This is a genomic window from Rhodococcus sp. IEGM1339 (assembly GCF_050321925.1).
Taxonomy (GTDB): Bacteria; Actinomycetota; Actinomycetes; order Mycobacteriales; family Mycobacteriaceae; genus Rhodococcus; species Rhodococcus pyridinivorans.
Map to the genome: position 1 here is coordinate 18,545 of NZ_JBNQFT010000010.1, position 24,864 is coordinate 43,408.

Sequence of the window (24,864 nt, forward strand, 5' to 3'; positions counted from 1 at the left end):
TCGCGAAGTGGAGGTCACCCGTCAATGCTGCCACTCCCCCGATTCGACCACCACGGCGGGATCCGCATCGAGGGGGTGGCAGCACAGTCCGTCCGAGCGTGCTCGGTCTACGAGCCTTCGACCGGTTCGAGAACGAAGACGGGGATCTCGCGGTCGGTCTTCTCCTGGTACTCCGCGTAGGGCGGGAACGCCTCGACGGCACGTTCCCACCACTGCGCCTTCTCCTCGCCGTGGACCTCGCGGGCGGTCATGTCCCACACCTCGGTGCGGTCCCTGACCTCGACGTGCGGGTTCGCGACGATGTTGTGGTACCAAACGGGATGCTTCGGTGCACCGCCGAGCGAGGCGACAGCGGCGTACCTACCCTCGTGCTCGACCCGCATGAGAGGGATCTTGCGGAGCTTGCCGGACTTGGCGCCGACCGTGGTCAGGATGATGACCGGTCGACCCTGGAGGGTGGTGCCGCGGGTTCCGCCCGACGACTCGTACTCCTCGACCTGCTTGGCGCTCCATTCGACGGGACTCGGTTCGTATTCTCCGTGCAGTGGCATACCGACCAGTCAACACGATCGTTGTAGCAGTCGCCGCCCGATCGTCGAGTTCGGTGGCCCGAACTCTTCCCTGCGCCTATCCTGAAGAAAGAATTCCGCCCGGCCTACAGTCGCTCGGCCTACAGGAGGTGCACCGCGATGTCCGTGCTCGACCCCCGGATACACCGTGAGCGCACCGACGGTGTGGACATCGCCGGCACGATCTGGCCCCTGTACAAGCTCGAAGCACTCGCGGCCGGTCTCCTGACCCTGCTCGTGGTCCTCGTCGTCACCACCAGCGCCCAGAGCGCCGTCATCGGTGCCGCTGCGGTCACCGTCGTCGTGTGGTGGGTCCGCAGGATCCAGCAGCACGCACTCCGTTCCTAGACGCACCGGCCGACCCCGGCGTCCCGCGCGGCGCTCACCGAAGGGCTCGCGCCGCGCGGCGGACCGCTAGGTGGCCAGGCAGCCCGGCCCGAGCAGGGCCTTGAGGTCGCCCATGAGCGCCGACGACGCTTCGACCCGCAGGCTGTCGTCGAGCTTGAGGACGGTGACCTTGCTGCCGGTGATGAGCCGCACGTGCACGTCGGACGAACCGGGATGGCGCGTGAGCACATTCTTGAGGGCACCGACCTTGTCGGGGGTGCACAACCGGGTGGGCATCGACACCGAGACCGGCTTCGCGACCCCGATCTGCGACAGGTCGGGGACGGCGAGATCGTTGGCGATCAGGGAGATCCGGTCGTCACGGATCGACACCCGGGCCTTGACCAGCACCACCGAGTCCTCCACGACGTCCATGCCGTAGACGGCGTAGGACTGCGGGAAGAACAGCACCTCGATGCCACCGGTGAGGTCCTCGAGCTGCGCGGACGCCCAGGCGAGACCGTTCTTGTTGATGCGCCGGTTCACCGAGGCGAGGATGCCGCCGACGGTGACCTGGCTGCCGTCCTTGAGCGCGCCTTCGAGGATCGCGGGGATCTGGGTGTCGGCCTGGGACGCGAGGACGTGCTCGACGCCGTTGAGCGGGTGCCCGGAGACGTACAGGCCGAGCATCTCCCGTTCGAGGGCGAGGCGGTGCTTGGTGTCCCATTCCTCCTCGGGGATGCGGACGTTGAACACCGCGGCGACGGACTCGTCGGCGTCGTCGCCGCCGAACAGGTCGAACTGGCCGATGGCCTCGGCCTTCTTCGTGCTCATCACCGCGTCGATCGCGTCGGCGTGGACGAGCATCAATCCCTTGCGCGGGTGTCCGAGCGAGTCGAATGCACCTGCCTTGATGAGGGATTCGGTGACCTTCTTCGAACACGCGACGGTGTCGATCTTGTTGAGATAGTCGGAGAAGTCGGTGTAGCGGCCCTTCTCCTCCCGCCCCTTGATGATCGAGGCGACCACGTTCGTGCCGACGTTGCGGACGGCGCCGAGGCCGAACCGGATGTCCTCACCCACCGACATGAAGTTGGTGTGCGACTCGTTGACGTCCGGCGGCAGCACCGTGATGCCCATCTTGCGGCAGTCGGACAGATAGACCGCGGCCTTGTCCTTGTCGTCGCCGACGGAGGTGAGCAGACCGGCCATGTACTCGGCCGGGTAGTTCGCCTTGAGGTAGGCGGTCCAGAACGAGACCAGGCCGTAGCCGGCGGCGTGCGACTTGTTGAACGCGTAACCGGCGAAGGGCAGAACGGTGTCCCACAGCGCGGTGATCGCCGCCTGCGAGAAGCCGTTGTCCTTCATGCCCTGCGCGAAGCCGTCGTAGGCCTCGTCGAGGATCTCCTTCTTTTTCTTACCCATCGCGCGACGCAGCAGGTCTGCCTGTCCGAGCGAGTAACCGGCCACCTTCTGAGCGATCTGCATGATCTGCTCCTGGTAGACGATCAGGCCGTAGGTGTCGGCGAGGATCTCCTTCAGCGGTTCCTCGAGCTCGGGGTGGATCGGCTTGACCTCTTGCCGCCCGTTCTTGCGGTCGGCGTAGTCGTTGTGCGCGTTCATGCCCATCGGGCCGGGGCGGTACAGCGCGAGCACCGCGACGATGTCCTCGAAGCCGGTGGGCTGCATGCGGCGCAGCAGGTCGCGCATGGCGCTGCCGTCGAGCTGGAACACGCCGAGCGTGTCGCCACGCGCGAGCAGTTCGTAGGTCGCCGGATCCTCCAGCGGGAGGGTGTCGAGGTCGAGATCGATCCCGCGGTTGACCTTGATGTTCTCGATCGCGTCGCCGATGACGGTGAGGTTGCGCAGACCGAGGAAGTCCATCTTCAGCAGGCCGATGGCCTCGCAGGACGGATAATCCCAGCCCGTGATGATCGCGCCGTCCTGCGCGCGCTTCCACAGCGGGATCGCGTCCATGAGCGGCTCGGACGACATGATCACCGCGCAGGCGTGGACGCCGGCGTTGCGGATCAGGCCCTCGAGCCCGAGCGCAGTGTCGTAGATCTTCTTGATGTCCGGGTTGGACTCGATCAGCTGACGAACCTCGGCAGCTTCCTTGTACCGCTCGTGACTCGGATCGGTGATACCCGAGACCGGGATGTCCTTCGCCATGATCGGCGGCGGAAGTGCCTTGGTGATCTGGTCGGCGATCGCGAATCCGGGCTGGCCGAACTGCACTCGCGCGGAGTCCTTGATCGCCGCCTTCGTCTTGATGGTGCCGAACGTGATGACCTGGGCGACCTTGTCGTTGCCCCACCGCTCGGTGGCGTAGCGCACCATCTCACCGCGGCGACGATCGTCGAAGTCGATATCGATATCGGGCATCGACACGCGCTCGGGGTTGAGAAACCGCTCGAACAGCAGACCGTGCGGGATCGGGTCGATGTTGGTGATGCCCATCGCGTAGGCGACGAGCGAACCGGCGGCCGAACCACGGCCGGGGCCGACGCGGATGCCGACCTCGCGGGCGTGGTTGATGAGGTCGCCGACGACGAGGAAGTAGGCGGGGAAGCCCATCTGATTGATGACGCTGATCTCGTACTCGGCGCGCTCGACGTACTCGCGGGGCGGGCCGGCGGGGAAGCGACGGTCGAGGCCGCGCATGACCTCCTTGTGCAACCAGCTCGCCTGCGTCTCCCCTTCCGGCACCGGGAAGATCGGCATCCGGTCGCGGTGGGTCCACACGTCCTCGTAGGACTGCACGCGCTCGGCGATGAGCAGCGTGCTGTCGCACGCACCCGGCACTTCGCGGTCCCACTGCTCGCGCATCTCCTGCGCCGACTTGAGGTAATAGCCGTCGCCGTCGAACTTGAACCGGGTGGGATCGGAGAGGGTCTTACCGGTCTGGATGCACAGCAGCGCCTCGTGGTTCGCGGCCGCATCCTTGGTGACGTAGTGGCAGTCGTTGGTCACCAGCGGCGGGATGTCGAGCTTGCGGCCGATCTCGATCAGACCCTCGCGCACACGACGCTCGATGGACAGGCCGTGGTCCATCAGCTCGAGGAAGAAGTTGTCCTTGCCCCAGATCTCCTGCCACTTCGCGGCGGCTTCGAGCGCTTCGCGCTCGTGGCCGAGGCGCAGGCGCGTCTGGATCTCGCCCGACGGGCAGCCGGTCGTGGCGATGATGCCCTCGTGATGGTGGGCGATGAGCTCTTCGTCCATACGGGCCCACTTGCCGAGCTGACCCTCGATCGATGCGAGGGAGGACAGCTTGAACAGGTTCCGCAGGCCCGTCGAGTTCTCGGCGACCATCGTCATGTGGGTGTAGGCACCCGAGCCGGAGACGTCGTCGGACTTCTGGCCGGGATCACCCCACTGCACACGCTTGGTGGAGAAGCGCGACTCCGGCGCGACGTACGCCTCGATGCCGATGATCGGCTTGATGCCGAACTTCTTGGCGACGTTGTAGAACTCGCTGGCGCCGTACATGTTTCCGTGGTCGGTCATGCCCACGGCCGGCATCCCCAGCCGTTCGGCCTCCTTGAACAACGGTCCGACCTTCGCGGCACCGTCGAGCATCGAGTACTCGGTGTGGGTGTGCAGATGAACGAACGAGTCAGCCACGCGTGCCTCTCCCGGGATGTCTGTGGGCAGAGACGAGTCTAAGCCGCGCGAGGCTCCGCAGTGACCACGGCACGCTGACGACGGGCCCGCACGAGCGCGTCCGTGCTGTACACCGCCAGGGCGATCCAGATCAGGACGAAACCGATCCACCGCGAGGCGGGCATGTCCTCCCCGAGCACCACCACACCCCACATCATCTGCAGGCTCGGCGTGAGGTACTGCAGCATGCCGAGTGTCGCGAGCGGGACCCGTTGTGCGGCCGCGCCGAAGAGCAGCAGCGGCACTGCGGTCACCAGCCCCGCCGATACGAGCAGGGCCGTGTGATCCACGCCGTGCCCGAGGAAGGTGCCGGTGCCGGTCACCGCGAGGAAGATCACGTACCCGAGCGCAAACGGGGCCGCGACGATCCCCTCCCCTGTCAGGGACGTGCGCGGATCGAGCGGCACGATCTTCTTGATCACCCCGTAGGACGCGAAGGACAGCGCCAGGGTCAGGGCGATGATCGGCGGTCTGCCGTAGTCGACGGTGATGACCACCACCGCGCACACCGCGAGCACCAGCGCCGCGATCTGCGCCGGCCGCAATCGTTCCCGGAAGAACAGGACACCGAACACCACGCTGACGAGCGGGTTGATGAAGTAGCCGAGTGCGGTCTCCACGACCCGGCCCGAGACGACGCCGTAGATGTAGACGCCCCAGTTGACCGCGATCGCGGTGGACGCCGCGGCGACCAGGCCCCAGGTGCGGGCCGACAGGCCGCGCAGGGTGCGGAGGCGTCCCATGACGCCCAGTACGATCAGCATGAGCACGAGGGTCCACAGCACGCGGTGCGCGAGGATCTCGACGGCGCCGGCGGGTTCGAGCAGACCGAAGTAGGCGGGGAACAGTCCCCACAAACCGTAGGCACCCAGACCGCACAGCACCCCGGTGCGCACGATGTTCCGCTGCCCCGAGTCGTTCCGATCCTCCGAGTCGCTCACCGGCTCACCCTACGGCTCCGCCGGTGCGCTGTCGTTCCGAGACACTGTCTTTCCGAGACACTGTCTTTCCGAGACACTGTCTTTCCGAGACACTGTCGTTCCGAGACGGGATCCACCGCACCGTCACACTTCCCCGTCGTCCGGGCCGGGCACGACCGTCTCGACGTGGGTGGGCAGCAGCGGGGTCACCGCGAAGCGTCCCGCGATCGCGTCTGCGGGCAGGACCTCCACGGCCCGCACGTCCGGGGCGTCGGCGACGGCCCGGAACTGTGAGGGAGTACCCCGGAGCACCGCCGCGACGACGCAGTCGCAGCCGTCGGCGAGCCGCTGCGCGGAGACCGCCCCGACCCGCGCGGCGCGTTCGGTCCCGAACTCCACCAGGCTCAGCCGGCCCGCGGCGACCGAGGGGGCACGACGCACCGCCTCCGGGTTCTCCGGCACCGCGACCGGCACCAGTGGTGTCTGGACGCGGTCGATCGGGACGCGGAACAGCACCTGCGCCACGCGCACCTCGTCGGTGCGTTCGACTACCCGGTCGATGCCGACGGCGTCGGTGAAGGACACCAGTCCCCAGTGCTCGAGGTCTCCGTCCGTTGCCGCCTCGCTCAGGCTGTCCGCGGCCCGTGCCAGATAGTCGGCGACCGCTTCCCCGTTGTCGGGGCCGAGGGTGTCGCTCCCCACGGGGGCCGTCCGCGGCGGTGAGGTCCACCCGGCGACGAGCACCGCGACGACGAGAACGACGACCGACGCCCAGGGCAGGACACGTCCCATCGGTCAGGCGTTGCGCAACACGGCGAGCGCGTGTTCGAGATCCGGAGGGTACTTGCTGGTGATCTCGACCCAGTGCCCGCGCGTCGGGTGCGAGAACCCGAGGGTGCACGCGTGCAGCCACTGCCGTTCGAGACCGAGACGCGCCGCGAGACGTGGGTCGGCTCCGTAGGTGAGGTCGCCGCAGCAGGGGTGACGCAGTGCCGAGAAGTGCACCCGGATCTGATGGGTCCGACCGGTCTCGAGATGGATGTCGAGCAGGCTCGCGGCCTGGAACGCCTCGATCGTGTCGTAGTGCGTCACGCTGGGTTTGCCGTCGGCGGTGACCGTGAACTTCCAGTCGCTGCTGCGGTGGCGGCCGATCGGTGCGTCGATGGTGCCGCTGCTCGGGTCGGGATGCCCCTGGACGAGCGCGTGGTACCGCTTGTCGACCGTGCGTTCCTTGAAGGCGCGCTTGAGGACGGTGTAGGCGCGTTCGGACGTCGCGACCACCATGACGCCGGAGGTGCCCACGTCGAGCCGGTGCACGATGCCCTGGCGTTCGTGGGCGCCGGACGTGGAGATCCGGTAGCCGGCGGCGGCGAGGCCGCCGATCACAGTCGGTCCGGTCCAGCCGACGCTCGCGTGGGCGGCGACACCCACGGGCTTGTCGACCGCGACGATGTCGTCGTCGGCGTAGAGGATCTCCATGCCCTCGACGGGCTGGGCCTCGATGGTCAGGGGGCGGGGCGGCTCGGGCAGTTCCACCTCGAGCCAGGAGCCTGCGGACAGTCGGTCGGACTTGCCCACCGCCGCGCCGTCGACCACGACGGCGCCCTCCTCGGTGAGCATGGCGACCACGGTCCGGGACAGACCGAGCAGGCGCGCGAGGCCTGCATCGACACGCATCCCGTCGAGCCCGTCGGGTACGGGCATCGCGCGGGTTTCCCTCACTGGTGTGATTCCTTTCTCGTTTCGTCCGCACCCGGCGCTGCGTCCCGGCCCTTCGAGGCACCACCGTCGGGTTCGACGCCGAAGACGGTCAGGGCCACGAGCAGGATCGCTCCGCACACGATGGCCGAGTCGGCGACGTTGAACACCGGCCACCATCCGACCGACACGAAGTCGACGACGTGGCCCTGCAGCGGTCCGGGCGAGCGGAACAGACGGTCGGTGAGATTGCCGAGCGCTCCCCCGAGGACGAGGGCGAGGCCGAGCGCCCACCACCTCGATCTCAGGGTCCGGCCGATCTTCACGACGCCGACGACGACGGCGATCGCGACCAGCGTGAGCAACCAGGTCATGCCCGTGGCCATGGAGAACGCGGCACCGGGATTGCGGACGAGTGTCAGGGTGACCGTGTCGCCGACGATCGAGATCGGATCGACTGGGTCGATGTAGTGGACGGCGAGCACCTTCGTCACCAGATCCGCGACGTAGACGACGAGCGCCACGAGCAGCAGCGGCCGCAGCATGCGGCGGCCGACGGAGGGGGACGGCTCGTCGGCACGACCGGGAACCGGCGTCTCCGCGTCGCGGTCGGGTCGGGAAGCTTCGTTCGTCACCGCTCCATCATCCCCTACCGGACGACCGCGGCGGTTCCCCCTCCCGTCGTGGCTACCCTGGGTGGCGTGCCTGCGCTGTCCAGATTCCCCCGCTCGGGGCCGTGTGCCCTCGCGGCTGTGCTGTCCCTCTCCGCTCTCGTCGCCGGTTGCGGTGGTCCTTCGGATGGCGCGCCCGCCGTCACGGCAGCGACATCGACGGAGGTGACGGTGCCGGTGTCGGCGGTGACCACGACAGTGCTCGACCCCGGTGCCGAACCCCGATCGGTGGTGCGGCTCGTACCGGAGGCCGGGGTGCAGCAGGGCGTCGTCCTCACCACCCGGTCCGAGGTCTTCCAGCGCGTCGGCGACGACCCGCAGCAGGACTTCTCCACTCCCGAGCTGACCCTTCCGCTCTCGGCGACGGTCGAGCGGGCGGTCTCCGACGAGGACCCGAGCACCGTGGTCGACATCACCGTCGGATCGGCGACGTCGCCGGACGAGACGCTCGGATCGGCACTGTCCGATGCCGAGGGTTCCGGAGCCGGACTGACGATCGGCCCCACCGGCGCGATCAGTGCGCTGCGCCTCGAGCCCACTCCCGATGCGGCGAATATCGCACGGTCGGCGATCGAGCAGGCCTTCTACCAGGCCGTCTATCGCATCGTCTCGTTCCCGGAGGAAGCCGTCGGGGTGGGCGCGGTGTGGGAGATCCACCAGCAGGTGATGAGCGCGGGCATCACCCTCGACCAGGTCGGGACGGCGACGCTCGTCGAGCGGGAGGACGACCGCATCACGGTCGACGTGAAGGTTGAACAGACACCGCGCGAGTCCACCTGGGTGCTGCCGAACGGGCAGGGCCGTCTCGACATCGAGCAGTACACGATGGCCGGTGAGGGGTCGATGACGATCGACGCGTCGCTCCCCCTGCCCGTCGGCGGGGAACTGACGGTGCGCGGCGATCAGACCTACGTCGAGCCGGACGGCGGAACGCGCCTGTCGCAGTCGCAGGTCGACCGGGTGGGCTGGAACACCCCGGATCAGTAGTGCGGGAGACGGACGAACACCGACGGCCGGCGCGGATGATCCGCGCCGGCCGTCGGTTCGTTCGGGACGAGTACTACATCACACGCAGGCCGGGGACTGCAGCTGCGCCATGTTGATGACGATGGAGCACGCGTAGTCCTTCGACACCTTCCAGGTGTCGTCCTCGGCGACGAAGTCGACCGTGCCGAAGGACGGCTGGTCGCTGCCCGCGAGCGCCATCTCGACACCGGCGGTGATCGTGCCGTTCTCGTTGTCGGTCACGTCGACGACGTTGACCTGCACACCGGCGTCGTTGGCCGCCTGGGCGACCATGTTGATCAGCTCCGGATCCTCCTCGGCACCCTGAACCAGGTCGGTCTTCTCGGCGGCCGGGACGCTCAGGTCGAAGGCGCGCGCGAGGTCGGCGTTGAGCTCCTCGACGGTGGGCACCGGCGGGTAGTCGACGGCCGGAGCCGCGGCGGTCGTGGTCGTGCTGGTCTTCGCGGTCGTCTCGGAGGAGCTACCGCCGTCGTCCGAGCTGCAGGCGGACATCGTGAGGGCGGCGGCGAGCGCCACGGTGGCGACGGTGATCTTGCGAAGCTTCAACTTCTCGTCCTTCTCGTTCGGTCGTGCACGATGTGTTCGTCGTGCTCGGTCATCCGGCAGCGGATCGCCCGCAAGAGTACCCGGCGGTAGTAAGAAGACCATGAGGGCGCCGGGAACATGTTTCAGTTCAGGCTCGCGAGCGGGTCGGCGACGGTGAGGTCGGGATCGTTCTCGTCGAGCGTCCGCGCTGGTCCCGGACCCGTGCTGCGTGTCTCGAAGCGGACGGTGACCACGCCGTGGCCCGCGCCCTGCACCCATCCGTGCCCGAATTCGGGATGGCAGACGTCGGCGCCCGGCGTCCACCGGGTGGCCGGCCCGCTCGCCACGACGCGCTCCTCGTCGCCCTCCTCGGCCGGTCCGATCTCCTCGGTCGTCGTCCGGTCGAGCTCGGGGAACAGGGTGTCCTGCGCGATCGCGGACAGACCCGCATAACCCACCCCGACGAGCCGGACGGGGCCGATCTCGAGGGGATCGAGCGCGAGGCGCTGGGCGGCGGCGGTGAGCACCTGCACGTCCTCGGTGGCGTAGGGCAGGGTCGACGACCGGGTGAGCACCGACATGTCGGCCTTGCGCAGCTTGAGCACCACCGTGCGGGCGGCACGCCCGTCCTTGCGCAGGCGTGTGTGCGCGGCGGTCGCGGACGCGGCGATCGCCCGCCGCAGTCCGGGCATCTCGACGATGTCCGTGGGAAAGGTGGTCTCGGCGCTGACCTGTTTCGCCTCGGCGCGTTCGGCGACGGGCCGGTCGTCGAATCCGTTGGCGAGCCGGTGCAATCCCGGTCCGATGGTGCCGCCGAGGATCGACGCGGCCTCGGCGACGGGCAGCGCCGCGAGATCGCCGATGGTCTCGATACCGAGTCGCCGCAACCGGTCCTCGGCCACCGGACCGATCCCCCACAGCTTGCGCACCGGCAGGTTGTGCAGCAACGGAAGCTCGCCTTCGGGCCGGACGACGAGCAGCCCGTCCGGTTTCGCGAGACCGGACCCGATCTTCGCGATCTGCTTACCCGATCCTGCTCCGATGGAGGCGACGAGACCCGTTTTCTCCCTGACGTGTTCGCGTAGCTCCGCACAGAAGCGTTCGACCTCGTCGGCGTCGGCGCCGGCCAGTTCGAGAGGTTCGGCGAACGCCTCGTCGAGCGAGAGGGTCTCGAGAATGGGGATCCGGGCGCGCAGGGTGTCGAAGACGAGTCCGCTCAGTTCGCGGTACAGGATTCCGCGCGGAGGCAGCACGACCGCCGCCGGTCCGACGAGGCGCCGTGCCCGGCTCATCGGCATGGCCGAGCGCGCACCGTAGACGCGAGCCTCGTAGCTCGCGCCGGCCACCACCCCGCGGGCACCGAGCCCACCGACGAGGACCGGCCGGCCCCGCAGGGTCGGCCGGGTCAACTGCTCGGCGGACGCGAAGAACGCGTCGAGATCCAGGTGCAACACCCAGCGCCGACTCACGGAAGCGGGCACGTGTCGAGACTAGTGCGCCGCACCCACACGTCCGGTGGGAGGCCGCAGACCGGTGCTTCCGGAAGGACGCTCGATCCTCCCGGAAGCACCGGCCCGGTCACGCCTTGACGATGGACGCGCGGGTTCCCTCGCCGAGTTCGATCGCCTCGCCCTCGGGGGCACCGAGTTCGAAGGTCGTGGCGAGGATCTCGCCGGCGATCAGATCCCGGTGGCGGGCAGCCCATTCGGCGCGTTCGGCGGGAACCTCGAACCGCACCGAGATGCGGTCGGAGACCTCCAGGCCGAGGTTGCGGCGCGCGTCCTGGAACTCGCGGATGCGGTCCTTGGCCCAGCCCTCGGCCTCGAGTTCCTCGGTGACGGCCGTGTCGAGGACCACCAGGCCGTTGCCACCCGGCAGCGCGGCGGTGGATTCCGGCTCGGCCGCGACCAGACGGCTGGTGTACTCCTCGGGCAGCAGGGCGATGCCGGCCGCGGTGACCGTGCCGTCCTCCGCCTGCGTCCAGTCTCCCGCCTTGACGGCCTTGATGACCGTCTGCACGTCCTTGCCGAGACGCGGACCGGCGGCACGCGCGTTGACGACCACCTCGAACCGGCCGTGGGCCTCGACGTCGTCGGTGGTCACGACCCGCTTGACGTTGACCTCGTCCTTGATGAGATCGACGAACGGATCGAGATGCGACGAACCAGGCGTCGCCACCGTCACCTCGGGCAGCGGCAGCCGCACGCGCAGCTTCTGGGCCTTGCGCAGCGACAGCACGGTCGAGCACACCCCGCGCACCTCGTCCATCGCCGCGACGAGCGCGGGGTCCGAGGGCAGGTCGCCGGCCGCCGGCCAGTCCGCCAGGTGCACCGACCGACCACCGGTCAGACCCCGCCAGATCACCTCGGACGCCATCGGCAGCAGCGGCGCGGCCAGGCGCGTGACAACCTCGAGCACCGTGTGGAGGGTGTCGATCGCGTCGGTGTCCTCGTCCCAGAACCGGTTCCGCGAGCGGCGCACGTACCAGTTGGTCAGCGCGTCGCAGAAGGTGCGCAGCTCGTCGCACGCCCCGGCGATGTCGACGGTCTCGAGTGCCTCGGTGATGACGTCGCGGGTCTGCGCGAGCTTGGCGAGGATGTACCGGTCGAGCACGTTCGTCGAATCGGTCCGCCAGGTGCCCGGCTTCGACGCGTACAGCTGGAGGAAGCTCCACGCGTTCCACAGCGGCAGCAGCGCCTGCCGCACGCCCTCGCGAATACCCTGTTCGGTGACGACGAGGTTGCCGCCGCGCAGGATCGGCGAGGACATGAGGAACCAGCGCATCGCGTCGGAACCGTCGCGGGCGAAGACCTCGTTGACGTCGGGATAGTTGCCCTTCGACTTGCTCATCTTCAGGCCGTCGTCGCCGAGAACGATGCCGTGGGCGGCAACGCATTTGAAGGCGGGACGGTCGAACAACGCGGTGGCCAGGACGTGAAGCGTGTAGAACCAGCCGCGGGTCTGGCCGTTGTACTCGACGATGAAGTCGCCCGGGTAGTGCGTGTCGAACCAGTCGCGGTTCTCGAAGGGATAGTGCACCTGGGCGAACGGCATCGAGCCGGACTCGAACCAGCAGTCGAGGACCTCGGGGACGCGACGCATGGTCGACTTCCCGGTCGGGTCGTCGGGATTCGGCCGGGTGAGTTCGTCGATCATCGGCCGGTGCAGGTCGGTGGGCCGCACGCCGAAGTCGCGTTCGAGTTCGTCGAGCGAACCGTAGACGTCGACACGCGGGTACTCCGGGTCGTCCGAGATCCACACCGGGATCGGGCTGCCCCAGTAGCGGTTACGGCTGATGTTCCAGTCGCGGGCACCTTCGAGCCACTTGCCGAACTGACCGTCGCGGATGTGCTCGGGCACCCACGTGATCTGCTGGTTGAGCTCGACCATGCGGTCGCGGAAACGGGTGACGGCGACGAACCACGACGGCACCGCCATGTAGATCAACGGCTGACCCGACCGCCACGAGTGCGGGTAGGAGTGCTCGATGGTCTCGTGCCGCACAAGCTTTCCGGCGGCCTTGAGGTCCTTGATGATGGCCGGGTTGGCGTCGAAGACCTGCAGACCCTCGTACGGCGGCACCATCGAGGTGAACTTGCCGCCCGGATCGAGCGGCTGTACGAGCTCGATGCCGTTGCGCTGGCAGTACTCCATGTCCTCTTCACCGAAAGCCGGTGCGAGGTGGACGATTCCGGTGCCGGACTCGGTGGTGACGTAGTCGGCGGCGATCACCCGGTGGGCGTTCTCGCGGCCGGTGAAGAAGTCGAAGGGCGGCTCGTAGGCGAGACCGACGAGGTCGGTGCCGCGGTAACGGCCGAGCACCTCGGGCTCCTCGCCGAGTTCGCGGGCGTAGTGGCCGAGACGATCCTGCGCGAGCAGGTAGGTCTTGTCGTCGGCCCCGCGCACGGCGACATACTCGATCTCGGGGTGCACCGCGATCGCGAGGTTGGACGGCAGGGTCCACGGCGTGGTGGTCCAGATGAGCGCGCACGCGCCGTCGAGTTCGGAGCCGGGGGCGCGCAGCACCATGTCGACGGTGACCGCCGGGTCCTGACGCATCTTGTAGGCGTCGTCGAGACGGGTCTCCTGGTTCGACAGCGGCGTCTGCTCGTACCAACTGTAGGGCAGCACGCGGAAGCCCTGGTAGATCAGGCCCTTCTCGTACAGCGACTTGAACGCCCACATGACCGACTCCATGAAGTCGAGGTCGAGGGTCTTGTAGTCGTTGTCGAAGTCGACCCAGCGTGCCTGGCGGGTGACGTAGTCGCGCCACTCACTGGTATAGCGCAGCACCGACTGCTTGCAGTAGGCGTTGAACTCGGCCACGCCCATCGAGTCGATCTCGGACTTGTCCTTGATGCCGAGCTGCTTCTCCGCCTCGAGCTCGGCGGGCAGGCCGTGGCAGTCCCAGCCGAAGCGACGGTCGACCTTCTTGCCGAGCATGGTCTGGAAACGCGGGACGACGTCCTTGACGTAGCCGGTGAGCAGGTGCCCGTAGTGCGGGAGTCCGTTCGCGAAGGGCGGGCCGTCGTAGAAGACGAACTCGTCGGCGCCGTCGCGGTTGCGCAGCGAGGCCTCGAAGGTGCCGTCGGAGGCCCACTGTGCGAGCACACATTCTTCGAGCGCCGGGAAATCGACACCCGAATCGCGCGGCAGGTCGTAGTCGACGCGCGGATATCCGGCAGTACTGCCGGCGGTTGCTGCGGTGGGATCCGGTGCAGCGTGGTTCTCGGTCACAGCGTGGCTCCTCCGTGCCTGGATACGTCTCGGCACGGGGACGATCGCCGTGCGCGTGCACGGCCACCGCGGTACCACCCCGCTTGCTCGTCCCGGGGGACGGCCACTCGTTCGGGCTGTGACGGGCCCACCCGTCCGGTTCTACTGGGCGACCGGCAAGGTCGCCGTTCTTCCGGAGGCTCCCCGGTGATGGCCGGATCGACGCCGCCCGCGATCGCGGGATCGAGCTTCACGCTCGGTGATGCATATTGTAGGACGCGTCAGCGATCCGAAGAATTCCGGTCGCCGCGACGCCGGCGCGATGCACGCCGACCGGGTCGTCCGCCCGAGGCTCCGGCCTGCCCGACGGAACGGGGATCGGCCCACTCACCTTCGGCCGAACTCCGTCCGCCGAGCGTGCTCGCCAGCAGGAGCACCGCTCCCACGACGCACACCGCGATACAACCCCATGCCCAGAGCACCGAACCGGTCATCAACGCGATCACGAGAAGACCGAATCCGACAGCTGCGAGTACCAGCGTGACGACGAGCACGACGCTCCTCCTCTACCGAGGTACAGCACCAGGCCGTACAGCACCAGCCGGAGAGACCGTCGGTCAGCTGTTGCCCTTCGCGAAGGACGACGATCCGAACGACGACGACGAGTTGGACTGGTTGAACACTTCCTGTCCACCGTCCACCGGAACGGCGGAACCGCGCTGCTCAAGCTCTTCGAGCTGCGACTCCAGATAGGACTTCAGGCGCACCCGGTATTCACGCTCGAACGTCTTGAGCCGCTCGATGCGCTCCTCCAGCACCGAACGCTGCTGGTTGATCGTGGCCATGATCTCGGTGTGCTTCTTCTCCGCGTCCGCCTGCAGCGCGTCGGCCTTCTCCTTGGCCTGACGCAGCTGGGTCTCCGAACGGGTGCGGGCATCGGCGAGCATCGCGTCGGACTTCTGCCGCGCGTCGGCGATCATCGCCTCGCTGCGGGTGCGGGCGTCGGAGACGAGCTGCTCGGAGTTGGTCCGAGCGTTGCGCACGAGCTCCTCGGCCTCGGCCTTGGCGTCGCCTGTGAGGCGGTCGGCCATCTCCTGCGCGAGCCCGAGGACCTTGGCGGCCTGCATGCTCGCGTCGCCGCTCGACGGCGCAGCGGCGACCGGGACGGGTGCCGGAGCCGGCGCCGGGGCGGGTTCCGGCTTGGGTGTCTCGACGACACGCGCGGGTTCGGGTTTGGACGGGGCCGCCGGCGCGGACGACGACGCGCTGCGCGGCGCCTTCTTGGCTTCGGCAAGCTCCTGGTCGAGTTCGGCGACCCGCTGACGCAGGTCGGCGTTCTCCTCGATGAGGTTCGTCAACTCCTGCTCGACGAGATCGAGGAAGGCGTCGACCTCGTCCTCGTTGTAACCACGCTTCCCGATCGGAGGCTTGCTGAACGCGACATTGTGCACATCAGCTGGTGTCAGCGGCATGGAAGGATCCCTTCACGCGTCGAGTAAGCGGTCAAGCAGGCGTTCTGAGTAATCGACAGTGCGTTACGCGTATCAAAACCCACTGTATATGGCACTCCATTGTGGCACACGGCAGCTCCGGGACGGCTCGACCCGACGTCCGACGCAGGCATCATGCTGCGCCGCCCCTGGGCAGGAATGCCATGAGGAAATACACGATGAACAGCAAGACCATGATGGACAGATCGAGCCGTACACCACCGAGATTGAGCGGCGGAATCAGTCTCCGCAGCAGCTTCACCGGCGGATCCGTGACCGTGAAGATCGCCTCGAGAACGACGACCACGAAGCCGGACGGCTTCCACTCCCGCGCGAAGGTTCTGATGAACTCGACGATGATCCGTCCGATCAGCAGAAGCCAGAAGATGAACAGCAGGAACCACAGCACCTCGAAAACGGCCACCTGCCCACAATGCCCGACGATGACGGGTCGATCAAAACCGAAACGCCCGGCCTGCAGTGATCTGCATCATGGCCGGGCGTGTCGGAACGCTCGAGGGACGGCGACGGGCATGCCGCGACGGACGTGCCGGGTGCACGCCCGCGCAGCGCGCGTCGACTACTGCTGGTTGTAGAAGCCGGTCTCGGCGATACGCCGCCGTTCCTCGGCGGAGACGTCGATGTCGGCGGGCGAGAGCAGGAAGACCTTCGTGGCCACCTTGTCGAACGAACCGCGCAGCGCGAAGGCGAGCCCGGCCGCGAAGTCGACGAGTCGCTTGGCGTCGGCGTTGCTCATCTCGACGAGGTCCATGATGACCGGCGTTCCGTCGCGGAAACGCTCACCGATCGTGCGCGCCTCGCTGTAGTCGCGGGGACGCAACGTGGTGATCTTGGACAACGGACCTCCCTCGTCGAAGAGCGCACCACGCCGGGGCTCGGCGCGCTCGAGCCGGCTCTCCGCCGTCAGTGGTGCACGGCTGGGAACCGCGCGGGCCGGGGTGGGCGCCGGACGGGGGCTGCGAGCGGTGATGGGTTCGACCCGCGGACGCGGTGCCGGCTCGTACCGGTCGAACTCGTCGTGCTCGAACTCACGAACCGGTTCCTCGCGGTGCGACGGGGCGTACTCGTCGCGATGCGACGGCGCGTAGCCGCCATAGGTGGCCTCGCCGTAGTCGCGATCACGGTCGCGGCGGCCACTCGCCGGATCGTCGAGGTACTCGTCCTCGTAATCCTCGAGCGGCACCATCCCGAAGTACGCCTTGAACTTGTGGAGTGTGCTCATCGATCGCCTTTCCCTCGCGCGGCGGATGTCATTCAGGCTAACGGTCGATACCCCAAGACCGCCGTTCCGACACGCACGCACGTCGAACCCCATCGAACCGCGTGCTCGAGGTCACCCGACATGCCCGCGGACAGCTCCACCGCCGCCGGGTGGTCCTGCAGCAACCGTGCATGCATGGCGTGAAGCTGCTCGAATGCCCGTTCGGGCTCCCACCCGAGCGGCGGCACTCCCATCAGGCCTCCGAGTTCGAGGACCTCGGACGCGGCGACCGCCTCGGCGAGGGCGGGAAGATCCTCGGCGACCACGCCGCCGCGCTCCCGGTCGCCGTCGAGGCTGACCTGCAGCAGTGCCCGCAGCGGTACGGTGCGTTCGCCGGTGTCGAGGGCGGCCCGCGCCCCCTTCTCGAAGGCCTGCACGAGACGGAGACTGTCGACCGAGTGCACCGTGTGCGCCCAACGGGCGACGGCACGGGCCTTGTTGCGCTGCACCCGCCCGATCATGTGCCACTCGACCGGCGCGTCGACGCTCTCCCGGAACTCGGCGATCTTCGCGCTTGCCTCCTGCTCGCGGGACTCGCCGAAGCGTTCGCATCCCAGCTCGTGGAGGAGCACGGCGTCGGAGGCGGGAAAGAACTTGGTGACCGTCAGCAACGCGACGTCCGACGGATCGCGTCCGGCGGCGCGCGCCGCGGCGTCGAGCCGCTCGCGTACGGCGGCGAGACGTCCGGCGAGTTCGTCGCGCCGCTCCTCGGAGGTGGGGGCGCTCACGCCGTTCCCTCCTCGCCGGCCTCCTCGAGCCAGACGACCGAGGCGAACCGCCCCGTGGGTGCCGAGCGCCGGTGGCTGAACAGCGAGGTGTCCTCGATCGTGCAGCGCGGATCCTCCACCACGGCGGTCACGCCGTGATCGGCGAGCTGGCGGCGCAGTCCGGCACGCAGGTCGAGTCCGGGAGTACCGCGGTTCGTGCGGGTCGCGCTGCCGGGCAGGTGTGCCTCGACATCGGCCCTCATCGCCGCGGGCACCTCGTACTGCCGGCCACTCGCGGCCGGTCCGAGCAGCGCACCGATGCGATCGGGGCGGGCGCCGAGATCGACCATGACGTCGAGCACGCGCGGGAGGATCCCGATGCGCGCCCCCACCCGGCCGGCGTGCACCGCGGCGATCACCCCGGCCACCTCGTCGGACAGCAGGATCGACACGCAGTCGGCGCTGAGGGTCACGAGCGCGAGCCCGGTCTCGCGGGTGACGAGCGCATCGGTGGCGGGAACGGGTTCGGACACCGGCGCGTCGACCACGGTGACGTTGCGGCTGTGGATCTGTTCCATCCAGACGAACCGCTCGGGCGGCAGCCCGATGACGGACGCGAGCCGCCGCCGGTTGGCAGCGACTGCGGCCGGGTCGTCACCGACGTGGTCGGCGAGGTTGAAACTGTCGTACGGAGCTGCGGACACCCCGCCGGCTCGTGTGGTCACGACCCGGCGGGCGCGCAGCAGGCGGTGCGGAGCCGTCAACGGCGCATGAAGATCGGCACGTCGACGTCGTCGTCACCGTCGTCGTCGATGTCCACGCTGCGGGGTGCGTTGCCGCCTCCGGCCGGCGGCTGGTTGCCGACGGGGGGCTGCTCGCGCACGGGGGTGGTTTCGACGGTCTCGCGCTCGGGACGGCCGAGTTCGCCGGCGCGCGCGACGCCGATCGCACCGGGCCGACCGGCCGGCTGCTGCTGCGGGGGCTGCTGTTGCGCCTGCCCCTGCTGCTGCTGGCCGACCTCGACGGGACGGCGGGCAGGCGTTCCGCCCTCGAAGCCGGCGGCGATGACGGTCACGCGGACCTCGTCGCCGAGCGAGTCGTCGATGACCGTGCCGAAGATGATGTTGGCGTCGATGTGCGCGGCCTCCTGCACGAGCGAGGCAGCCTCGTTGATCTCGAACAGGCCGAGATCGGATCCGCCGGCGATCGACAGCAGCACGCCGCGCGCGCCTTCCATCGACGCCTCGAGCAGCGGCGAGTTGATCGCGGCCTCCGCGGCCTTGATCGCACGACCCTCACCGCGCGACGAGCCGATGCCCATCAACGCGGAGCCGGCACCCGACATGACGCCCTTGACGTCGGCGAAGTCGACGTTGATCAGACCCGGGGTGGTGATGAGGTCGGTGATGCCCTGGACACCGTTGAGGAGCACCTCGTCGGCGGAGCGGAAGGCGTCCATGAGACTGACGGCGGCGTCGCCGAGCTGGAGGAGCCGGTCGTTGGGGATGACGATGAGCGTGTCGCAGGACTCGCGCAGCGTCTGGATGCCGGTGTCGGCCTGACTGCCGCGGCGCTTGCCCTCGAACGAGAACGGACGCGTGACGACACCGACGGTGAGCGCGCCGAGCTTGCGGGCGATGCTCGCGACGACGGGAGCGCCGCCGGTACCGGTTCCACCACCCTCGCCTGCGGTCACGAAGACCATGTCGGCGCCCTTGAGTACTTCTTCGATCTCGTCCTTGTGATCCTCGGCGGCCTTGCGGCCGACCTCCGGGTCTGCGCCGGCGCCGAGTCCGCGGGTCAGTTCGCGGCCGACGTCGAGCTTGACGTCGGCATCCGACATGAGCAGGGCTTGCGCGTCGGTGTTGACGGCAATGAACTCGACTCCCTTGAGTCCCTGCTCGATCATGCGGTTGACCGCGTTCACGCCGCCACCGCCGATACCGACGACCTTGATTACGGCGAGGTAGTTGTGCGGGGGCGTCATGTGCTCTCGCCTTCCTGAAGTTCCGGGTGGTGCATGGTGTCCGGGTGGTGCTGGGTCTGGGTCTGGCTCGATGTCGGTCACGTCCGCCGGTCGGGCGGACGGCTCCGCAGCGCGCTGCCCCGACAAACCCTCAACCACAGCTTGAAGGTTATGTCAAGTAACGCGACTGTCCGAAACGCTATGGCACGGGTACCGGGATTAGCCAGTAGACGCGCCGGACACGCCGGACGAATTTCGTCGATCCCTCACCTCACCGTCGGCAGGTCGGGACTCGCCACGTCGAATCGCTCCCCCGGCTGTGTCAGCAGCGGGCCGACGACCGCCGCCTTCCGCTCGGAACGATCGGTTCCACCCCACACCACGACACGCCCGTCGGTGAGGACGATCGAGATGTCGGACGGGGAGGGCGCTTCGACCGTCTCCACCTGCACGCGCAGGTCGGGCGGCAACTTGTCGAGCACCTCCACGGCGGCGCGGGTCGCGGGATCGCCGGTGCCCGGCGTCGGGGTGACGAGACGGGGAGTGAACATCGGAGGCGGCTCGACCGCGAAGTCCACTCCCTCGATGTCGACAGAGTGGGTGCCGTCGGGGGCGTCGAAGAAGACCATCGCCTCGCGCTCGGTCACCGTCACCCGGACGGTGGAGGGATAGACCCGCTGGACCCGGGCCGACGCCGCACGCGGAATCGTCGCGACCCGCTGGGCCGCCGCGGCCGTGTCGACCCGGAGCAGCGGCGTGCCCTCGGCGACCGCGAGCGCGTCGACCACCTCGTCGTAGGTGACGACCTCGATCCCGTCCACCTCGATCACCCGCACGGACAACAACGGCGACAGCCAGGCCACCGCGATGGCGCCGAGGAGCACCGCGACGACAGCCGCCCCGAGCAGTACCGTCCGCAGGCGCACCGACCGCCCGGACGGGCGGCGGGCGGTGCTGCGTTCGCGGGCTTCGTCGGGCTCACGCGGTTCGCGTGACGGTCGTCCGCGACGGCGGCGTGACGAGACGGCGGCGGGCGTCACGAGCCGATCGGCCCCGGTCCGGAACCGCCTGGTGCGCGGAATCCGCCGGGCTCGGGAGCCGCCCCAGCCGGACGGAAACGACCCGGTTTGCTGTGGAGCGCGTCGAGGATCTGCCGGCCCAGCATCGTGACGTCACCGGCACCCATCGTGATCACGACATCACCCGGCCGGGTCAGACGCGCGACCTGCCGCGGCACCGCGGACAGATTCGGCTGGTAGTGCACAGGCTTGCTCACCGCCCGCGCGACCAGCGCACCGCTCACACCCGGGATCGGTTCCTCCCGGGCGCCGTAGACGTCGAGCACCACGACCTCGTCGGCGAGGTCGAGAGCCTGTCCGAACTCGGTGGCGAACGCCTCGGTGCGCGAGTAGAGATGCGGCTGGAAGACGACGATCACGCGGGGCCGTTCGGTGCCGGTCTCGGTGTAGCGCAGCGGCTCTCCCGCCACGAGTTCGGCCGCGGCCGCGAGGACCGCGCGGACCTCGGTGGGATGGTGGGCGTAGTCGTCGAACACCCGCACGCCGTGTTCGCGGCCGGTGTACTGGAACCGCCGGTGCACACCACCGAAACCGGCGAGGCCCTCCAGCGCCTCGTCGACCTGCGCTCCGGCTTCGAGCGCGGCGAGCAGCGCGGCGAGAGCATTGAGCGCCATGTGCCGGCCGGGGACGGACAGTCGCACGGTGCGCGGCGAATCCTCACCCGCGAGGTGGAACTCGGCGACGCCGCCGACATCCTTGGCCTCCCAGCCGAGCAGCCGCACCCCGACGGGAACGCCGCGGTGGTCGCCCGCGGTGCCCATGACGTCGGCGGTGCCGTAACCCTGCACCCGCAGGTCGTCGCGGCCGAGGGCGACGACGCGCTCGGCGAGGGCCGCCGAGCCGGGGTCGTCGAGGCAGACGACGAGCAGGCCGCCGGGGGCGATGCGGGCGACGAACTCGTCGAAGACCGCCGTGTACGCCTCCGGAGTGCCGAAGTAGTCGAGGTGATCGGCCTCGATGTTCGTGACGATCACGGTGTTCGGGTCGTACTGCAGCAGCGAGCCGTCGCTCTCGTCGGCTTCGGCGACGAAGACGTCCCCGCTGCCGTGGTGGGCGTTGGTCCCGGATTCGTTGAGTTCACCGCCCACCGCGAAGGACGGATCGAGGCCGCAGTGCTGCAGCGCGACGACGAGCATCGACGTCGTGGAGGTCTTGCCGTGGGTGCCGGAGACCAGGAAGGTGCGGTTCCCTCGCATCAGCGAGGCGAGGACCGCGGGTCGCAACAGGATCGGGATGCCCCGCTCGCGGGCGGCGACCAGTTCGGGATTGTCCTTCGGGATAGCCGCGAACGTTGTGACCAGGGCGGTAGGACCACCCTCCAGCAGGTCGAGAGCCTCGGCGGCGTGGCCGATGCGGACCTGCGCGCCGCGGGCCCGCAGCGCGAGCACACCGCGGCTCTCCTTCGCGTCGGAACCCGATACCTGTCCCCCACGGGCGAGCAGGATCCGGGCGATGCCCGACATCCCGGCACCGCCGATACCGACCATGTGCACCCGCTCGAGTTCGGCGGGTAACTGCGCACTCATCGTTCACTCCTGTTCGGTTCCACTCCGGCAACCTCGAGCACTATGCGCGCCATCTCGTCTGCGGCGCTGCGGTGACCAGCGGCCGCGGCGCTGCGCCCCATCTCCACGAGTCTCCGCTCGTCGCCGAGCAGCGACACCACTTCCGTGGCGACATAGTCCGAAGTCAGGTCGCCGTCGGCGACGATCCTGCCACCGCCGGCCTCGACGACGGGGCGGGCGTTGAGTTCCTGTTCACCATTCCCGTGCGGGAGCGGCACGTACACGGCGGGCAGACCCACCGCCGAGACCTCCGCGACCGTCATGGCCCCGGACCGGCAGACCACCGCATCGGCGGCGGAGTACGCGAGGTCCATCCGTTCGAGATAGGGCACGGTGACGTACGGGGCGCGGGCGTGACCGACATGGGCGGGGATGTCCACGGTGTTCTTCGGTCCGTGCGCGTGCAGCACCGCGATGCCGGCCTCCGCGAGTGCCGAGGACGCGCCGGACACGGCCTCGTTCAGCGAGCGTGCACCCTGCGACCCACCGAAGACGAGCAGCACGGGTACGTCGTCGGGCAGACCGAAGTGCCGGCGTGCCTCCGCGCGCAGCCCGGCGCGGTCGAGACCGGTGATCGACGAGCGGACCGGGATCCCCACGATCTGCGCGTCACCGCGCCGGACGATTCCCGAGCGCGGGACGGCGGCGAGCACGCGCTCGGCCCGCAGGGCACCGATGCGATTGGCGATGCCCGCACTGGCATTGGCCTCGTGGACGACGACCGGGATGCGCCGGCGTCGGCGCAGCGGACCGGCTCCGGCCGCGAGATAGGCGGGCAACGCGACGTACCCGCCGAAACCGACGACGACGTCGGCGCCGACCTCGTCGAGGATCTGCCTGGTACGGCGCACCGACGAGACCACCCGGCCGGGAAGTCTCAGCAGGTCCACCGTCGGCTTGCGGGGCAGCGGCACCGGTGGGATGAGTTCGAGGGGATATCCGCGGCGCGGCACCAGCGTCGTCTCGAGTCCCCGTTCGGTGCCGATCGCGGTGATCCGCGCGTCAGGCACGAGTGCGCGAACGGCGTCGGCCACCGCGAGTGCCGGTTCGATATGACCGGCCGTGCCGCCTCCGGCCACCACCACCGACAGTGCCGGCCTCTCCCCACTCACCTACGGTTCCCTCTCTCTCCGCTTCGTCCGCTCGATCCGCGTGTCGTGCGGTTCGTCTGCTGCCGGCCGCGAGCCGGTTCGCGTGCAGGTTGTGCACGCCGGGCCCGGCCGGTCCCCTCCCGGGGTTCCGTCCGGCCTGCCGATGTCCGGCGGTCCGTCGCGGCTCCCCGTTGCCGCTCGTTCGGTGCGGGGGACTGCCGCTTGCGCGATCCCCCACCTTTCGACGCGGGGCGGGCACTGCGCTCGGGCGCCGCGGCCCGCGCTCGCGGCTGTCGTGCTGCGACCGTACGCGCCGCCGAGGAGCGACCGGCCCGGTAGGCCTCCGGCTTGCGCAGGCGCAGCAGCCGCGCGAACCGGCCGTCCTGACCCGCGTGCAGCGCGGCGATGGCCTCGGGTTCGTGTCTGGCTGCGTTGGCGATCAGGCCGAACATCAGCAGGGTGGTGGCCGTCGAGGTACCACCGGCCGACACGAGCGGCAACTGCAGGCCGGTCACGGGCAGCAGTCCCACGACGTAGCCGATGTTGATGAAGGCCTGGCCGATGATCCACGTCGTCGCCGTCGCAGTGAACAGGCGCAGGAAGGGGTCGGCCGAGCGCATCGCGATCCGCAGTCCGACGTAGGCGAACAGACCGAACAGGCCGATGACGGCCACTCCACCGAGGAAGCCCAGTTCCTCACCGATGATCGCGAAGATGAAGTCGTTGTGGGCGTTGGGCAGATAACTCCACTTCGCGCGGCTCTGACCGAGCCCGCGACCCCACAGGCCGCCGTCCGCGAGGGAGAACTTCGCCTGTCGCGCCTGGTAACCGGCACCCTGCGGGTCGTCGCCGGGGTTGAAGAAGGCCCGCACACGCTGCGAGCGATAGCCGGCCGTCAAGGCCAGGATCACCGCGAGTGTGGCGGCCGTGCCGACGATCCCGAGGAACACCTTGAGCGGCAGTCCCGCGAACCACAACAGGGCGATCACGATGATCACGATCGAGACGGTGGTGCCGAGGTCGGGCTGGAGCACGATCAGGCCGGTCACGAGCAGGGCGGCCGGGACGAGCGGGACGAGCATCTCGCGCAGCGTCGAGTTCTCCCCACGCCGGGAGGCGAGCAGGTGCGCACCCCACACGGCAAGGGTGATCTTGGCGATCTCCGCCGGCTGCAACGAAATACCGGCGATGACGAACCACCCCCGGGTGCCCTGCGAGACCGTACCGATGCCCGGTATGAGCACGAGCACGAGCAGCACGACCGAGAACGCGAACGCCGGGAAGGCGAAGCGTCGCATCACCCGGACCGGGATCTGCAGCGCGATGTAGAAGATCACCATGCCCAGGACGGCGAAGATCGCCTGGGAGGTGAACAATCCGTAGGCCGATCCCGCCGCGGCCACCGCGCCGACGCTCGACGACGACAGCACCATGACGAGGCCGAGCACGGTGAGCAGGACGGCGATCGTCACCACGAGATGGAAGGACGCGAGCGGTCGCGCCATCCAGGCCCCGAACCGGCCGCGTACTCCGACCACCGGCTCGTCGGTGTTCGCCCCTGCTCGGGTC

General features: G+C 68.9%; 22 protein-coding genes. 2 read left to right on the plus strand and 20 right to left on the minus strand.

All coding sequences use genetic code 11. The annotated features are described in order from the left end of the window. Window positions 1-107: 107 nt before the first annotated feature. Window positions 108-551: a nitroreductase family deazaflavin-dependent oxidoreductase gene (locus tag ACQR3U_RS12005; protein WP_024101255.1), complete on the minus strand. Its 444-nt coding sequence runs from the start codon at window positions 549-551 to the stop codon at window positions 108-110. A gap of 138 nt (window positions 552-689) precedes the next feature. Here ACQR3U_RS12005 and ACQR3U_RS12010 point away from each other — a divergent pair, with 138 nt between their 5' ends. Next, window positions 690-917: a hypothetical protein gene (locus ACQR3U_RS12010; RefSeq protein ID WP_006554120.1), complete on the plus strand. Its 228-nt coding sequence runs from the start codon at window positions 690-692 to the stop codon at window positions 915-917. Window positions 918-983: 66 nt separating this feature from the next. On the opposite strand, the gene dnaE is transcribed toward ACQR3U_RS12010, so the two are convergent. The 5 genes from dnaE to lspA all read right to left on the minus strand — a co-directional run bounded on the left by dnaE (window position 984) and on the right by lspA (window position 7,812). Next, window positions 984-4,520 (minus strand): DNA polymerase III subunit alpha, encoded by a 3,537-nt coding sequence (gene dnaE / locus ACQR3U_RS12015; protein ID WP_230810276.1) that lies wholly within the window; start codon window positions 4,518-4,520, stop codon window positions 984-986. Between the two features lie 38 nt (window positions 4,521-4,558). Then, entirely contained in the window at window positions 4,559-5,500 is a 942-nt protein-coding gene (rarD, locus tag ACQR3U_RS12020) for an EamA family transporter RarD (RefSeq protein WP_006554122.1), read from the minus strand. Window positions 5,501-5,623: 123 nt separating this feature from the next. Next, window positions 5,624-6,271 (minus strand): hypothetical protein, encoded by a 648-nt coding sequence (locus tag ACQR3U_RS12025; protein ID WP_006554123.1) that lies wholly within the window; start codon window positions 6,269-6,271, stop codon window positions 5,624-5,626. Between the two features lie 3 nt (window positions 6,272-6,274). After that, on the minus strand, window positions 6,275-7,183 hold the full coding sequence (locus ACQR3U_RS12030) for an RluA family pseudouridine synthase (protein WP_170318568.1): 909 nt from the start codon (window positions 7,181-7,183) through the stop codon (window positions 6,275-6,277). Between the two features lie 14 nt (window positions 7,184-7,197). Next, window positions 7,198-7,812 carry a signal peptidase II gene (gene lspA, locus ACQR3U_RS12035; protein WP_064852386.1) on the minus strand — a complete coding sequence of 205 codons (615 nt, stop codon included), beginning with the start codon at window positions 7,810-7,812 and terminating at the stop codon, window positions 7,198-7,200. A 66-nt stretch (window positions 7,813-7,878) separates the two neighbouring features. On the opposite strand from lspA, the gene ACQR3U_RS12040 reads away from it, so the two are divergent. After that, a complete protein-coding gene (locus tag ACQR3U_RS12040; RefSeq protein ID WP_037216823.1) occupies window positions 7,879-8,835 on the plus strand; it encodes a hypothetical protein in 957 nt (318 codons plus the stop codon). A 78-nt stretch (window positions 8,836-8,913) separates the two neighbouring features. Here the strand turns inward: ACQR3U_RS12040 and ACQR3U_RS12045 are convergent, their stop codons facing one another. The 14 genes from ACQR3U_RS12045 to ftsW all read right to left on the minus strand — a co-directional run bounded on the left by ACQR3U_RS12045 (window position 8,914) and on the right by ftsW (window position 24,800). After that, a complete protein-coding gene (locus tag ACQR3U_RS12045) occupies window positions 8,914-9,420 on the minus strand; it encodes a hypothetical protein (protein ID WP_033097609.1) in 507 nt (168 codons plus the stop codon). Window positions 9,421-9,542: 122 nt separating this feature from the next. Continuing rightward, complete coding sequence (locus tag ACQR3U_RS12050) at window positions 9,543-10,853, minus strand: DNA polymerase IV (RefSeq protein WP_006554128.1); 1,311 nt, start codon at window positions 10,851-10,853, stop codon at window positions 9,543-9,545. A gap of 124 nt (window positions 10,854-10,977) precedes the next feature. After that, window positions 10,978-14,136, minus strand: coding sequence for an isoleucine--tRNA ligase (gene ileS / locus ACQR3U_RS12055; RefSeq protein WP_230810275.1), 3,159 nt, complete (start codon window positions 14,134-14,136; stop codon window positions 10,978-10,980). Window positions 14,137-14,396: 260 nt separating this feature from the next. After that, window positions 14,397-14,669 carry a hypothetical protein gene (locus ACQR3U_RS12060; RefSeq protein ID WP_006554130.1) on the minus strand — a complete coding sequence of 91 codons (273 nt, stop codon included), beginning with the start codon at window positions 14,667-14,669 and terminating at the stop codon, window positions 14,397-14,399. Window positions 14,670-14,732: 63 nt separating this feature from the next. Continuing rightward, window positions 14,733-15,587, minus strand: a complete 855-nt coding sequence (gene wag31, locus ACQR3U_RS12065; protein ID WP_006554131.1) for a DivIVA-like cell division protein Wag31 — start codon at window positions 15,585-15,587, stop codon at window positions 14,733-14,735. 151 nt (window positions 15,588-15,738) lie between these two features. Beyond that, window positions 15,739-16,029 (minus strand): YggT family protein, encoded by a 291-nt coding sequence (locus ACQR3U_RS12070; RefSeq protein ID WP_006554132.1) that lies wholly within the window; start codon window positions 16,027-16,029, stop codon window positions 15,739-15,741. Window positions 16,030-16,185: 156 nt separating this feature from the next. Further along, window positions 16,186-16,848: a cell division protein SepF gene (locus ACQR3U_RS12075; RefSeq protein WP_006554133.1), complete on the minus strand. Its 663-nt coding sequence runs from the start codon at window positions 16,846-16,848 to the stop codon at window positions 16,186-16,188. A 32-nt stretch (window positions 16,849-16,880) separates the two neighbouring features. Next, window positions 16,881-17,615, minus strand: a complete 735-nt coding sequence (locus ACQR3U_RS12080; RefSeq protein ID WP_230810274.1) for a YggS family pyridoxal phosphate-dependent enzyme — start codon at window positions 17,613-17,615, stop codon at window positions 16,881-16,883. Next, a complete protein-coding gene (gene pgeF, locus ACQR3U_RS12085) occupies window positions 17,612-18,358 on the minus strand; it encodes a peptidoglycan editing factor PgeF (protein ID WP_200358170.1) in 747 nt (248 codons plus the stop codon). Before pgeF ends, ACQR3U_RS12080 begins: the two co-directional genes overlap by 4 nt. Continuing rightward, on the minus strand, window positions 18,355-19,581 hold the full coding sequence (gene ftsZ, locus ACQR3U_RS12090) for a cell division protein FtsZ (RefSeq protein WP_230810273.1): 1,227 nt from the start codon (window positions 19,579-19,581) through the stop codon (window positions 18,355-18,357). The genes pgeF and ftsZ overlap by 4 nt, the downstream gene beginning before the upstream one ends. Window positions 19,582-19,826: 245 nt before the next feature. Beyond that, entirely contained in the window at window positions 19,827-20,600 is a 774-nt protein-coding gene (locus ACQR3U_RS12095) for a cell division protein FtsQ/DivIB (protein WP_372477557.1), read from the minus strand. Continuing rightward, on the minus strand, window positions 20,597-22,165 hold the full coding sequence (gene murC, locus ACQR3U_RS12100) for a UDP-N-acetylmuramate--L-alanine ligase (RefSeq protein WP_230810272.1): 1,569 nt from the start codon (window positions 22,163-22,165) through the stop codon (window positions 20,597-20,599). Before murC ends, ACQR3U_RS12095 begins: the two co-directional genes overlap by 4 nt. Beyond that, a complete protein-coding gene (gene murG / locus ACQR3U_RS12105; RefSeq protein WP_033097602.1) occupies window positions 22,162-23,316 on the minus strand; it encodes an undecaprenyldiphospho-muramoylpentapeptide beta-N-acetylglucosaminyltransferase in 1,155 nt (384 codons plus the stop codon). Before murG ends, murC begins: the two co-directional genes overlap by 4 nt. Beyond that, window positions 23,313-24,800 (minus strand): putative lipid II flippase FtsW, encoded by a 1,488-nt coding sequence (ftsW, locus tag ACQR3U_RS12110; protein WP_230810290.1) that lies wholly within the window; start codon window positions 24,798-24,800, stop codon window positions 23,313-23,315. Before ftsW ends, murG begins: the two co-directional genes overlap by 4 nt. Between the last annotated feature and the right edge of the window lie 64 nt (window positions 24,801-24,864).